Source organism: Kluyvera intermedia (assembly GCF_021440345.1).
Taxonomy (GTDB): domain Bacteria; phylum Pseudomonadota; class Gammaproteobacteria; order Enterobacterales; family Enterobacteriaceae; genus Kluyvera; species Kluyvera intermedia_A.
In genome coordinates this window covers 34,595-46,894 of record NZ_JAKCNS010000002.1, presented here as the reverse complement: position 1 = coordinate 46,894, position 12,300 = coordinate 34,595, and the positions used below count along the sequence as shown (strand labels likewise).

At 54.9% G+C, this 12,300-nt stretch carries 11 protein-coding genes; 3 read left to right on the top strand and 8 right to left on the bottom strand.

Features of this window, described 5'->3' with window-relative positions:
- Nucleotides 1-100 precede the first annotated feature (100 nt).
- Genes hemG through pepQ form a run of 4 tightly spaced genes read right to left on the bottom strand, consistent with a single transcriptional unit; the run spans nucleotide 101 to nucleotide 4,086 of the window.
- On the bottom strand, nucleotides 101-634 hold the full coding sequence (gene hemG / locus LZ634_RS00430; protein WP_234501789.1) for a menaquinone-dependent protoporphyrinogen IX dehydrogenase: 534 nt from the start codon (nucleotides 632-634) through the stop codon (nucleotides 101-103).
- Nucleotides 635-646: 12 nt separating this feature from the next.
- On the bottom strand, nucleotides 647-2,098 hold the full coding sequence (trkH, locus tag LZ634_RS00425; RefSeq protein WP_052283979.1) for a Trk system potassium transporter TrkH: 1,452 nt from the start codon (nucleotides 2,096-2,098) through the stop codon (nucleotides 647-649).
- 42 nt (nucleotides 2,099-2,140) lie between these two features.
- On the bottom strand, nucleotides 2,141-2,755 hold the full coding sequence (locus tag LZ634_RS00420; protein WP_234501788.1) for an IMPACT family protein: 615 nt from the start codon (nucleotides 2,753-2,755) through the stop codon (nucleotides 2,141-2,143).
- A complete protein-coding gene (gene pepQ, locus LZ634_RS00415; RefSeq protein WP_234501787.1) occupies nucleotides 2,755-4,086 on the bottom strand; it encodes a Xaa-Pro dipeptidase in 1,332 nt (443 codons plus the stop codon). Before pepQ ends, LZ634_RS00420 begins: the two co-directional genes overlap by 1 nt.
- Before the next feature lie 191 nt (nucleotides 4,087-4,277).
- Between pepQ and fadB the strand changes: the two genes are divergently transcribed.
- The gene (fadB, locus tag LZ634_RS00410; protein ID WP_234501786.1) at nucleotides 4,278-6,467 is read left to right on the top strand and encodes a fatty acid oxidation complex subunit alpha FadB; all 2,190 of its coding nucleotides are present in this window, start codon (nucleotides 4,278-4,280) and stop codon (nucleotides 6,465-6,467) included.
- 9 nt (nucleotides 6,468-6,476) lie between these two features.
- Entirely contained in the window at nucleotides 6,477-7,640 is a 1,164-nt protein-coding gene (gene fadA, locus LZ634_RS00405) for an acetyl-CoA C-acyltransferase FadA (protein WP_234501785.1), read from the top strand.
- A gap of 155 nt (nucleotides 7,641-7,795) precedes the next feature.
- Here the strand turns inward: fadA and fre are convergent, their stop codons facing one another.
- Together fre and ubiD are read right to left on the bottom strand one after the other, a co-directional pair.
- Nucleotides 7,796-8,497, bottom strand: a complete 702-nt coding sequence (fre, locus tag LZ634_RS00400; protein ID WP_234501784.1) for an NAD(P)H-flavin reductase — start codon at nucleotides 8,495-8,497, stop codon at nucleotides 7,796-7,798.
- Nucleotides 8,498-8,581: 84 nt separating this feature from the next.
- Nucleotides 8,582-10,060 carry a 4-hydroxy-3-polyprenylbenzoate decarboxylase gene (ubiD, locus tag LZ634_RS00395; protein WP_234501783.1) on the bottom strand — a complete coding sequence of 493 codons (1,479 nt, stop codon included), beginning with the start codon at nucleotides 10,058-10,060 and terminating at the stop codon, nucleotides 8,582-8,584.
- Between the two features lie 163 nt (nucleotides 10,061-10,223).
- Between ubiD and rfaH the strand changes: the two genes are divergently transcribed.
- On the top strand, nucleotides 10,224-10,712 hold the full coding sequence (rfaH, locus tag LZ634_RS00390; protein WP_234501782.1) for a transcription/translation regulatory transformer protein RfaH: 489 nt from the start codon (nucleotides 10,224-10,226) through the stop codon (nucleotides 10,710-10,712).
- A gap of 1 nt (nucleotide 10,713) precedes the next feature.
- Here rfaH and tatD read toward each other — a convergent pair whose 3' ends face one another.
- Nucleotides 10,714-11,508 carry a 3'-5' ssDNA/RNA exonuclease TatD gene (tatD, locus tag LZ634_RS00385; protein WP_234501781.1) on the bottom strand — a complete coding sequence of 265 codons (795 nt, stop codon included), beginning with the start codon at nucleotides 11,506-11,508 and terminating at the stop codon, nucleotides 10,714-10,716.
- 27 nt (nucleotides 11,509-11,535) lie between these two features.
- Nucleotides 11,536-12,300 (bottom strand): Sec-independent protein translocase subunit TatC, encoded by a 765-nt coding sequence (gene tatC / locus LZ634_RS00380; protein WP_234501780.1) that lies wholly within the window; start codon nucleotides 12,298-12,300, stop codon nucleotides 11,536-11,538.

The following is a 12,300-nucleotide window of genomic DNA, read 5'->3' as shown; positions in this document are numbered from 1 at the left end:
AGTGGGGCCGCATTATAGGGGGAAATTGAGATCCCGCAAGCATAAATATGAAAAATGTTTTCGTTCGCTCACTTTCCAGGCGATCCGTCGAATTACCGCCCTATTTGCGTGAAAGTTGCGCTATTTCACGGGCGAAATCTGCGACCTGTTGCCAATCGGTATAAACCACCTCTTTACTGGTATCCGTTTCGCCACCGGTCATCTTCATAATAAGACGAATCATAAAGCGGTCGAACCATCCATAACGTGGATAACGTAAAGCTCCCGCAAACACCGCGCAGCTATCCGGTTGCCATGGAGAACGCAGCAAGAACTTGCGCGTGTAGCTATTAGTCTGTGGTGAACGCTTCTCAGGTTTACGTGCTACCAGGTTCACCGAGAAGAACGCACTGGGTACTGCCTGCAACGCCGCGGCATGCTTTTTCACAAAACGGTCGAGCACCGGGTGGAAATGGCCATAACGAATAGAAGCACCAATGATGATTCGATCATACAGCTGCCACTCAATATCATCCGTACGATTCAGATCAATCAGCGCCGTATCCGCACCCAGTTCATGGAGCTGAGAGCAAAGATAGGCGGCAATTTCGCGCGTCTGCCCATCACGGGTAGAAAATAGCATTAATGTTTTCAACGCGGACTCCTGTTATTCGCGCCAGAATGTTGGAGTAAAGAGCACCAACAACGTAAAGACCTCAAGACGACCGAATAGCATATTCGCAATCAGGATCCACTTCGCCACCGGATTCATACTGGCAAAGTTATCCGCCACCACGCCAAGCCCTGGGCCGAGGTTGTTGAGCGTTGCCACAACGGAAGCAAACGCCGAGAAGTCATCTACACCGGTCGCGATGATCGCCAACATACTAATAATAAAGACCAGCGCATAAGCAGAGAAGAATCCCCACACCGCTTCAAGAATTCGTTCCGGTAGCGCGCGGCTGCCCAGCTTAATGCTGTAGACCGCATTCGGGTGGACGAGGCGTTTGAGTTCGCGGTTCCCCTGTTTAAACAACAGCAGAATACGAATCACCTTCAGACCACCGCCCGTCGACCCCGCACAGCCACCGATAAATGCCGAACATAATAGAAGTACCGGCAGGAATAACGGCCAGCGCGCAATACTGTCGGTGGTGAAGCCCGCCGTAGTCGCCATCGAGACAACCTGGAAGAAGGCCTGATTTAGCGTCGTTACCGCAGATGCGTAGATATTGTGGAACCATAGGACCAACGTACAGATAACCACGAGCGTTAGCTGAACACCGATAAACATGCGGAATTCCGGGTCGCGCCAGTAAACCTTCAGGCTTCGCCCACTTAATAAAGAGAAGTGCAGACCGTAGTTACAGCCGGAGATCAGCAAGAAGATAGCAATGATGGTGTTGATGGTCGGGCTATTAAAGAAGCCGACGCTGGCGTCGTGCGTTGAGAAACCGCCGATAGCGATTGTCGCAAAACTGTGGCCGATAGCATCAAACGCCGGCATCCCGGCAAACCATAGCGCCAGCGCGCACGCCACAGTCAGTAGCACATAGATAAGCCATAGCGTTTTGGCCGTTTCGGCGATACGCGGCCGCATTTTGTTGTCTTTCAGCGGCCCTGGCATCTCCGCACGATAAAGCTGCATCCCACCAACGCCGAGGATTGGCAGAATCGCCACTGCCAGCACAATGATCCCCATACCGCCAAACCACTGCAGCATTTGTCGATAAAAGAGGATAGCGTGAGGTAACGAGTCCAGCCCCACCAGCGTCGTCGCCCCAGTGGTGGTTAACCCCGAGAATGACTCAAAGAACGCATCGGTCACCGTCAGGTTCGGTTGCTCGGAGAAGATAAACGGCAGCGCACCCACGCTCCCCAGCACCGTCCAGAACAGGACGACGATCAGGAACCCTTCGCGCGATTTCAGCTCGCCCTTTTCCCGACGGTTCGGCCACCACAGCAGCGAACCAATCGCCAGTGCGACAAAAAAGGTCTGGGTAAATGCGCGCCCGGCGCCATCGCGGTAAATCAAAGCCACCAATCCCGGCAGGATCATTGTCCCCGAGAATAAGATGACCAGAAGTCCAACAATTCGAGTAATGGCACGAAAATGCATTTCCGGCGCGTCCTTTGATATTCAAAAAAGTCAGGAGGGGGATTATTCGTCAATCGCTAATAAATGCAATGAACCACGACTAAAATCGGCCAGTCTTGTGGAAAAATCAGACACCTTAGCCTGAGGAAGCGCCACGCGAAGCTGCACCGCTGCTTGATAATCGCTGGCAACAATGAGGCCCGCATGCTGTTCAACCAACGCTTCGACACCCGCCAACTGTCCGTATTCACATAACAGAGTATATTCCGTTAGCGGTGTCTTAACCTGCGTCGTCAATAGATTGAGCGCCTGCTGCACTCCGCCACCGTAGGCCTTCACCAGACCACCGGTCCCCAATAGAATACCGCCGTAGTAGCGCACCACTACGGCGGTGATTTCGCCGATACCGCTGCCCATCAGCTGGGCAAGCATCGGTTTTCCGGCCGTGCCCGCCGGTTCACCATCGTCCGAGAAGCCAAGCTGTTGTGAATCGTCAGGCCTACCCGCAACCCACGCCACGCAGTGGTGGCGGGCATCAGGGTGTTCCGCACGAACCGACTCAACAAACGCCTTTGCCGCCTCTACCCCGTCGGTATGCGCCAACAGGGTAATAAAACGGCTTTTTTTGATCTCTTCAACAAAGGTGACCGACTCGGCCGGTATTCGCCAGCTATCCATTACGCCAGTTTCAGATCACGCGTCATGTTTTCGATATTGTTCTCGTGGATAACTACGTTATCTTCAATACGAATGCCACCGAACGGCTTCAGCGCTTCAATTTTCTGCCAGTTGAAGTGTTTGCTGAACTGACCTTCACGCCACGGCGCGAGCAGAGACTCAATAAAGTAGATGCCCGGCTCAATGGTCAGGACCATACGCGGCTCCAGCATACGGGTGCAGCGCAGGTACGGATATTTGGACGGAGCCGCCAGATGCGTACCGGTATCATCCTGCATAAAGCCCGCAACATCGTGAACCTGCAGACCCAGCGGATGGCCGATACCGTGCGGCATAAACGGCCCGGTCAGGTCGTTTTCCACCATCGCCTCTTCGCTCATGTCGGTCACGATCTGATGCTTACGCAGCAGTTTGGCAATCCGCTGATGGAACTGAATGTGATAGTCCACATAGCTGGTGCCCGCCTTCATAGTGGCGATAAGCGCCAGCTGTTCGGTGTTCACATCTTTAATCAAATGCGCATAGTCGTTGTCGCTGTGCGCCGCCCAAGTGCGGGTGAGGTCAGCGGCATAACCGTTGTACTCCGCTCCGGCATCAAGCAGGAAGCTGCGAATTTCAGACGGCGCACGGTGATCGAGTTTAGTGTAGTGCAGCACGGAAGCGTGCTCGTTCAGCGCCACGATGTTGCCATAAGGCACATCGGTATCGCGGTGGCCGGTAGCAGTCAGGTAAGCGAGGTTGATGTCAAACTCGCTCATTCCAGAACGGAAGGCTTCTTCCGCCGCGCGATGCCCGTTAACCGCCATCTTCTGCGCTTCACGCATACAGGCCAGTTCATAATCGGTTTTATAGGCGCGATAGTAGTGCAGGTAATCAATCGCTGCTTTCGGGTTGATGTTGTTGGCGGCGATGCCGAGACCCAGCGCACGCTCCGGAACCGGACCGATATAACCGATATTGCCACGGTCAGCCGGCAGCAGGCTGCCAATACCGTCAGCCTTTGGCAGGGCAATGACTTCAACATCTTCCGTCCAGAACGAAGTCGGTAGCGGTTCAACGTTGTGCCAGTAATCGACCGGCAGGTAGAACCACAGCTTAGGTTTATTCACCCCATCAACCAACAGCCAGCAGTTAGGTACCTGAGTCACCGGCACCCAGGCTTTAAACTGTGGGTTGACCTTGAACGGGTACGCGTGGTCATCCAGAAAAACATTCATCAGCTCGCCAGAGTGGATAAGCAGCGCATCAAGCTTAGAACGCTCGAGTGCGTTACGCGCCCGCTCTTGTAAGGTAAGGATATGATTTTTATAAAGTGCGGCCAGTGATTCCATTATTTACCCTTCTGAATTTTTTGCCCTCAAGTCCCCGCATATTAGCACACCTCATTCAGCCTGCGTGATTTACACCGGACGTGATCCGACCAGCAAATATTTAAAGACTCATTTGCATTTATTTAACACAAAATACACACTCGACTTTATCTGGTACGACCAGATCACCTTGCTGGATTCAGGAGACTGACATGCTCTACAAAGGCGACACCCTATATCTCAACTGGCTGGAAGATGGCATTGCCGAACTGGTGTTCGATGCCCCCGGCTCCGTGAACAAACTTGATACCGCGACCGTCGCCAGCCTCGGCCAGGCGCTCGACGTCCTCGAAAAACAAAAAGAGCTGAAAGGGCTGCTGCTGCGCTCTGAAAAAGCGGCCTTTATTGTCGGCGCGGATATCACCGAATTCCTTTCGCTGTTCCTGGTACCTGAAGAACAGTTCAGCCAGTGGCTGCATTTCGCCAATAGCGTCTTTAACCGTCTGGAAGATTTACCGGTCCCAACCCTTTCTGCCATCAATGGCTATGCGCTGGGCGGCGGCTGCGAATGCGTGCTGGCCACCGATTTCCGTCTGGCGACACCGGACCTGCGTATCGGCCTGCCGGAAACAAAACTAGGCATCATGCCAGGCTTTGGCGGCTCCGTGCGTCTGCCACGTCTGCTCGGAGCGGATAGCGCACTGGAAATTATCGCCGCGGGCAAAGATGTTGGCGCCGAACAAGCGTTGAAACTGGGTCTGGTTGACGGTGTAGTTAAGCCGGAGAAACTGTTTGATGGCGCGCTGGCTGTTCTGCGCCAGGCGATTAACGGCGATCTCGACTGGAAAGCCAAGCGTCAACCTAAGCTGGAGCCGCTGAAGCTCAGCAAGATTGAAGCGACCATGAGTTTCACTATCGCTAAAGGCATGGTGATGCAGACGGCGGGTAAACACTACCCGGCGCCGATCACGGCGGTGAAGACCATCGAAGCCGCGGCCCGTTTCGGCCGTGAAGAAGCACTGAATCTGGAAAATAAAAGTTTTGTCCCACTGGCCCATTCTAATGAAGCCCGTGCGCTGGTCGGCATTTTCCTCAACGACCAATTCGTAAAAAGTCAGGCGAAGAAACTGACCAAAAACACCGAACCACCGAAACATGCCGCTGTACTTGGCGCCGGCATCATGGGTGGCGGGATCGCTTACCAGTCCGCCTGGAAAGGCGTGCCGGTTATCATGAAGGATATTAACGAGAAGTCGCTAACGCTTGGCATGAACGAAGCCAGCAAACTGCTCAACAAACAGCTGGAGCGCGGAAAGATTGACGGTCTGAAGCTGGCGGGGGTTATCTCCACCATTCAACCGACCCTCGACTATGCAGGTTTTGACCGCGTTGACGTTGTCGTTGAAGCCGTCGTCGAAAATCCGAAAGTCAAAAAAGCGGTGCTGGCCGAGACCGAACAAAAGGTTCGCCCGGATACTGTGCTGGCCTCCAACACTTCGACTATTCCTATTGGTGAGCTGGCCGATGCGCTTGAACGTCCAGAAAACTTCTGCGGGATGCACTTCTTCAACCCGGTGCACCGTATGCCGCTGGTTGAAATCATCCGCGGTAAGAAGACCTCCGACAGCACCATTGCGAAAGTGGTCAGTTGGGCGAGCAAAATGGGTAAAACCCCGATTGTGGTTAACGACTGCCCAGGCTTCTTCGTCAACCGCGTGCTGTTCCCTTACTTTGCCGGTTTTAGCCAGCTGCTGCGCGATGGCGCCGACTTCCGCAAAGTCGATAAAGTGATGGAAAAAGTCTTCGGCTGGCCAATGGGCCCTGCTTACCTGCTGGATGTGGTCGGTATTGATACCGCGCACCACGCGCAGGCCGTTATGGCCGCTGGCTTCCCACAGCGAATGCACAAAGATTACCGCGATGCTATCGATGCGCTGTTCGATGCCAGCCGCTACGGGCAGAAAAATGGTCTGGGCTTCTGGCGCTATAAAGAAGACAGCAAAGGTAAGCCGAAGAAAGAAGAAGACCCGGCGGTGGACAGCCTGCTGGCCGACGTCAGCCAACCAAAACGTGACTTCAGCGAAGAAGAGATCATCGCCCGTATGATGATCCCGATGGTCAACGAAGTGGTACGTTGTCTGGAAGAAGGCATTATCGCAACCCCAGCTGAAGCCGATATGGCGCTGGTTTACGGTCTCGGCTTCCCTCCGTTCCACGGCGGCGCGTTCCGCTGGCTGGATACGCTCGGCAGCGCGAAGTACCTCGACATGGCGCAGCAGTATCAGCATCTCGGCCCGTTGTATGAAGTTCCGGCCGGTCTGCGCGACAAAGCCCGCCACAACGAAGCGTACTATCCCCCGGTTGAGCCAGCCCGCCCGGTTGGTGAGCTGAAAACGGCTTAAGGAGTCACGATGGAACAGGTTGTTATTGTTGATGCAATTCGTACCCCAATGGGCCGTTCAAAGGGCGGCGCGTTCCGCAACGTGCGCGCGGAGGATCTCTCTGCTCATCTGATGCGTAGCCTGCTGGCGCGTAATCCGGCGCTGGAAGCCGCGGCTATCGACGACATCTATTGGGGCTGCGTGCAGCAGACGCTGGAGCAGGGCTTCAATATTGCTCGTAACGCCTCGCTGCTGGCGGAAATTCCTCATTCGGTTCCGGCGAATACCGTCAACCGTCTGTGTGGTTCTTCCATGCAGGCTCTGCACGACGCGGCGCGAATGATCATGACCGGCGATGCGCAGGTTTGTATGGTCGGCGGCGTTGAACACATGGGCCACGTGCCGATGAGCCATGGCGTCGATTTCCACCCGGGCATGAGCCGTACCGTCGCAAAAGCGGCAGGTATGATGGGCCTCACGGCAGAAATGCTCTCCCGCATGCACGGTATCAGCCGTGAAATGCAGGACGCGTTCGCTGCTCGCTCCCATGCACGTGCCTGGGCTGCGACTCAATCCGGTGCTTTTAAGAATGAAATCATTCCTACCGGCGGCCATGACGCAGACGGCGTGCTGAAACAGTTTAACTACGACGAGGTTATCCGCCCGGAGACCACCGTTGAAGCGCTGTCCACTCTGCGCCCGGCGTTTGATCCGGTCACCGGTACCGTTACGGCAGGTTCTTCTTCTGCCCTCTCCGACGGCGCCTCCGCGATGCTGGTGATGAGCGAAAGCCGCGCGCGCGCGCTGGGCTTAACGCCACACGCCCGTATCCGTTCAATGGCGGTTGTCGGCTGCGACCCTTCGATTATGGGTTACGGCCCGGTTCCGGCGTCAAAGCTGGCGCTGAAAAAAGCGGGGCTTTCGGCAAGCGATATTGATCTGTTTGAGATGAATGAAGCATTTGCCGCGCAGATCCTGCCGTGCATCAAAGATCTGGGGCTGATGGAGCAGATTGACGAGAAGATCAACCTCAACGGCGGTGCGATTGCGCTGGGCCATCCGCTAGGGTGCTCCGGTACGCGTATCACCACCACCTTGCTGAACCTGATGGAACGCAAAGACGCGCAGTTTGGTCTGGCGACTATGTGCATCGGTTTAGGCCAGGGCATCGCGACGGTTATCGAGCGGGTATAAAAAACATGCCCCGGTACCGCATAACGGGACCGGGGCAAGCAATGTGATCGTCCGGATAGAACGCGCCAGCGTCGCTACCCGGCAAGCAACCTTATTACAAAAAAGTTTAGTTGCCGTTCTTCCCGCCTGTCAGGGGCGGGTTTTTTATCCACGTATCAGATAAACGCGAAAGCATCACCAAACAAACGATCTTCACGCGCCTGGCGTTCGTTACAGAACAGGTCACGGGCAATTTTCGCCATTTCAAAGCGGCCAGCGATATAGATATCGTGGTTTGCCAGCGTACCGTAATCCTGCAACACCGCCGTCAGCACGGTACCAGAACGTCCGCGCCAGCCCTCTTCCGGTTGTTCAACCACCGGTTCGACGCGCAGATTTGGATGGTTCACCGATAGCGCTTCCAGCTCGGAGAGATCGTACAGATGCTTCTCTTCACGACCACCCCAGTAAATCGTAACATCGCGATTCGGGTTACGCGCCAGCGCGGTCAGCAAAATAGAACGCACATACGAGAAGCCGGTACCGCCGGCAATCAGCACCAGAGGACGTTCGTCCTCATCGCGCAGCCAGGCTTCGCCGTGTGGGATATCAACAACCACTTCGCGCTCTTTGAGAATTCTGTCCATCACGGCCATCGCATACAGATTCAGCTCTGAGGCGCCGATGTGCAGCTCAATAAACGCTTTTTCGTCCGGCGTAGAGGCCATGGAGAACGGGCGTTTATCGCGCTCATCCATCACCACCATCAGATACTGGCCGGCACGAAATGAGAAGGCAGCTTCGGGTTCTAAACGAACGCGATATACCGTATCGGTAATCGCATCCACCGAGGTCACTTTACAGCTTAAGGTTGTCATGCGCTCCCTCTGTCGGGTCTTCTCCCCCATCATCATCGGCGATACCAGGACGTATGCTCCACTGATGATTTAGGGGGATATTTATCATTTATCGTCGGAAAAAATGGCCAGCTCATCCCAGATTTCATCGATACGCGCCGTAACGGCAGGATCTTTCTTAATCGGGCGGCCCCACTCGCGCTGGGTTTCCCCAGGCCACTTGTTGGTGGCATCCAGCCCCATTTTCGACCCCAACCCGGAAACCGGCGAGGCGAAATCAAGATAATCAATCGGCGTGTTTTCTACCAGCACGGTATCCCTTGCAGGATCCATACGGGTGGTAATCGCCCATATCACATCGTTCCAGTCACGTGCGTTCACGTCATCATCGCAGACAATCACGAACTTTGTGTACATAAATTGCCGTAAAAACGACCATACGCCCATCATCACGCGTTTTGCATGTCCCGCGTACTGTTTTTTCATGGTGACGACGGCAAGGCGATAGGAGCACCCTTCCGGCGGCAGATAGAAATCAACAATCTCCGGGAACTGTTTTTGCAGAATCGGCACGAACACTTCGTTCAGCGCCACGCCCAGCACCGCCGGTTCATCCGGTGGACGACCGGTATAGGTCGAGTGATAAATCGCATCTTCACGCTGGGTAATGTGGGTCACGGTAAAGACCGGGAAGTTATCCACTTCGTTGTAGTAACCGGTATGGTCACCATACGGGCCTTCCGGCGCCATCTCACCGGGCTCAATGTAGCCTTCAAGCACAATCTCGGCGCTGGCCGGAACTTCCAGATCGTTCGAAAGACACTTCACCACTTCGGTTTTGGTACCGCGCAGCAGGCCAGCAAAGGCATACTCGGAAAGGGTGTCCGGTACCGGCGTCACCGCCCCCAGAATAGTGGCAGGATCGGCGCCTAGCGCGACAGACACCGGGAAGCGTTCACCCGGATGCGCCGCGCACCACTCCTGAAAATCAAGCGCGCCGCCGCGATGCGACAGCCAGCGCATAATCAATTTGTTTTTACCAATCACCTGTTGGCGATAAATCCCCAGGTTCTGCCGCTCTTTGTGCGGCCCACGGGTCACCGTCAATCCCCAGGTAATCAGCGGAGCCGCATCTTCTGGCCAGCAGGTCATCACCGGGATACGGGACAGATCGACGTCATCCCCGGAGATAATTTTTTGCTGGCAAGGCGCGCCGCGCAGACGTTTCGTCGGCATGTTTAACACCTGCTTGAACTGCGGCAGCTTATCAAACAGATCGCGAAAGCCCTTCGGCGGCTCAGGCTCTTTCAAAAAGGCTAATAATTTACCCACTTCGCGCAGTGCGCTGACATCTTCCTGCCCCATCCCCATCGCCACACGCTTCGGGGTACCGAACAGGTTACACAGCACCGGCATGGAATAACCAATAGGATTTTCAAACAGTAACGCGGGACCACCGGCACGTAGAGTGCGATCGGCAATTTCGGTAATTTCCAGATGGGGATCAACCGGGAGGCTAATACGCTTAAGCTCACCCTGCTGCTCAAGCTGTGTCAGAAAGTCGCGTAGGTCTTGGTATTTCATGGGGTAATTATTGGCCTCCTGGTAAGCGCCTCATTATACGGCGAATGGTTCCGTGATGCTGTAATTTTGTTAAATTAGCGTAAATTAAAGCAGTAATAATCAACATCGCGATTTGACTGCACTTTTGTTATGCTTTCACGCTAAAGAGCGGAAATGAGTCATTATGCAAGCCTGGTATTTACTGTACTGCAAACGTGGGCAACTTCAGCGCGCCCAGGAACATCTTGAACGACAGGCGGTCAATTGCCTGACGCCGATGATCGCCCTGGAAAAAATGGTGCGCGGTAAACGTACTACCGTCAACGAGCCATTGTTCCCGAACTACCTGTTTGTGGAATTTGACCCGGAAGTGATTCACACTACCACCATTAACGCGACCCGCGGCGTCAGTCATTTTGTCCGCTTTGGCATCCATCCCGCAACGGTTCCGTCTTCAGTCATTCACCAGCTTTCCATCTATCAGCCGGAAGACATCACCGACCCGGAAACCCCTTACCCTGGTGACAGCGTCGTCATCACCGAAGGCGCGTTCGAAGGGTTACAGGCTATCTTTGCTGAACCTGACGGCGAAGCGCGTTCAATGCTGCTGCTCAACCTGCTCAACCAGCAGATCAAGCAGAGCGTTAAAAACACCGACTTCCGTAAAGCCTGAGTTAAAAGTCGATATTAAACAACTGTCTGACGTTGTTGTCTGTGACGCCTTCCAGCCATTGCGCTTCTTCGCCTCGCCATTCGGCGACGCGCGCCAGAATATGCGGAACAAACGCCGGCTCATTGCGTCGTGACGCCGGTTTCGGTGTCATATCACGCGGTAATAAATACGGCGCATCCGTCTCCAGTAACAGGCGTTCTGCCGGGATCATCGGCAGCAACTCGCGCAGCTCAAGCCCCCGGCGTTCATCGCACACCCAGCCAGTAATACCGATAAACAGCCCGTGATCCAGGCACGCCTGCAGTTCGTCCCGCGTGCCGGTAAAACAGTGCAGCACGGCACCCGGCAGATGATCAAGCCAGGGCTCCAGTAGCGCGAAGAAGCGATCGTGCGCATCGCGACAGTGCAGGAATACCGGCATTCCCAGCTCAGCGGCCATTGCCAACTGGGCGCTAAAAGCCGTTTCCTGCTCCGCGGGTGTGGAGAAGTTGCGGTTAAAGTCCAGGCCGCATTCACCCACCGCCACCACTTCCGGTTTATTCACCAACGTATAGATTGCTTCGGCCACTTCCGGTGACCAACTGCTGCTATCGTGCGGATGAACACCTGCGGTAGACCAGCAGCGTTCAAAACGCTCTGCCAGCCGTTGCGCTTCCTCGCTTTCATGACGATTGGTTCCGGTCAACAGCATACCGTGTACGCCTGCCGCACGGGCACGCGCGACAACCTCGTCGCGATCGCGGGAAAACTGCGAGCTGGTGAGATTAACTCCGATATCAAACATCATGGCTCCCATATGACAACCGCCCTGACGGGCGGTTGGTTATTCTTCAGATTCTTCGGCTTCCGCGTCTTCATCACGCGTCGCTCGCTTCCCGGCGTAGAAGCGGGAGAAAAACAGCCCCACTTCAAACAGACAGTACATCGGGATGGCCAGCAGCGTTTGCGAAAACACATCCGGCGGAGTCAGCAGCATGCCAACCACGAAGGCACCCACCAGCACGTACGGACGCTTCTTGCGAAGATCATCCGGCGTGGTCACGCCCACCCAGCACAGCAGCACGATAGCGACCGGCACTTCAAACGACACACCAAACGCGATGAACAACGACATCACGAAATCGAGATAACTCTTGATATCCGTGGATACCAGCACCCCAGCCGGGGCCGCATGCGTCAGGAATCCAAACGCCAGCGGGAACACCACAAAGTAGGCAAACGCCATACCGGTGTAAAACAGCAGGGTGCTGGAGACCAGCAGCGGCATCACCAGGCGACGTTCATGCTTATACAGCGCAGGGGCGACAAACGCCCATACCTGATACAGAATGACCGGCGCGGAGAGGATAAGCGACACCATAAAGGTCAGCTTGATCGGCGTGAAAAACGGCGATGCGACGTCGGTCGCGATCATCGTCGCCCCGTGCGGCAGCTGTTTAATCAGCGGCGCTGACACCAGTTGGTAAATGTCGTTGGCGAAGTAGACCAACGCCAGAAAAATACCGATGACCGCGATGATGCTGTTAAGCAGACGCTTACGCAGCTCAATCAAATGAGCGATCAATGGTTGAGTATCTTCTACGCTCAT

Coding starts and splice junctions, on each gene's coding strand:
- trkH (WP_052283979.1), bottom strand. CDS start 2,098: ATGCATTTTCGTGCCATTACTCGAATTGTTGGACTTCTGGTCATCTTA.
- tatC (WP_234501780.1), bottom strand. CDS start 12,300: ATGAGCGTAGAAGATACTCAACCATTGATCGCTCATTTGATTGAGCTG.
- tatD (WP_234501781.1), bottom strand. CDS start 11,508: ATGGGAGCCATGATGTTTGATATCGGAGTTAATCTCACCAGCTCGCAG.
- fadA (WP_234501785.1), top strand. CDS start 6,477: ATGGAACAGGTTGTTATTGTTGATGCAATTCGTACCCCAATGGGCCGT.
- fadB (WP_234501786.1), top strand. CDS start 4,278: ATGCTCTACAAAGGCGACACCCTATATCTCAACTGGCTGGAAGATGGC.
- pepQ (WP_234501787.1), bottom strand. CDS start 4,086: ATGGAATCACTGGCCGCACTTTATAAAAATCATATCCTTACCTTACAA.
- LZ634_RS00420 (WP_234501788.1), bottom strand. CDS start 2,755: ATGGATAGCTGGCGAATACCGGCCGAGTCGGTCACCTTTGTTGAAGAG.
- fre (WP_234501784.1), bottom strand. CDS start 8,497: ATGACAACCTTAAGCTGTAAAGTGACCTCGGTGGATGCGATTACCGAT.
- ubiD (WP_234501783.1), bottom strand. CDS start 10,060: ATGAAATACCAAGACCTACGCGACTTTCTGACACAGCTTGAGCAGCAG.
- rfaH (WP_234501782.1), top strand. CDS start 10,224: ATGCAAGCCTGGTATTTACTGTACTGCAAACGTGGGCAACTTCAGCGC.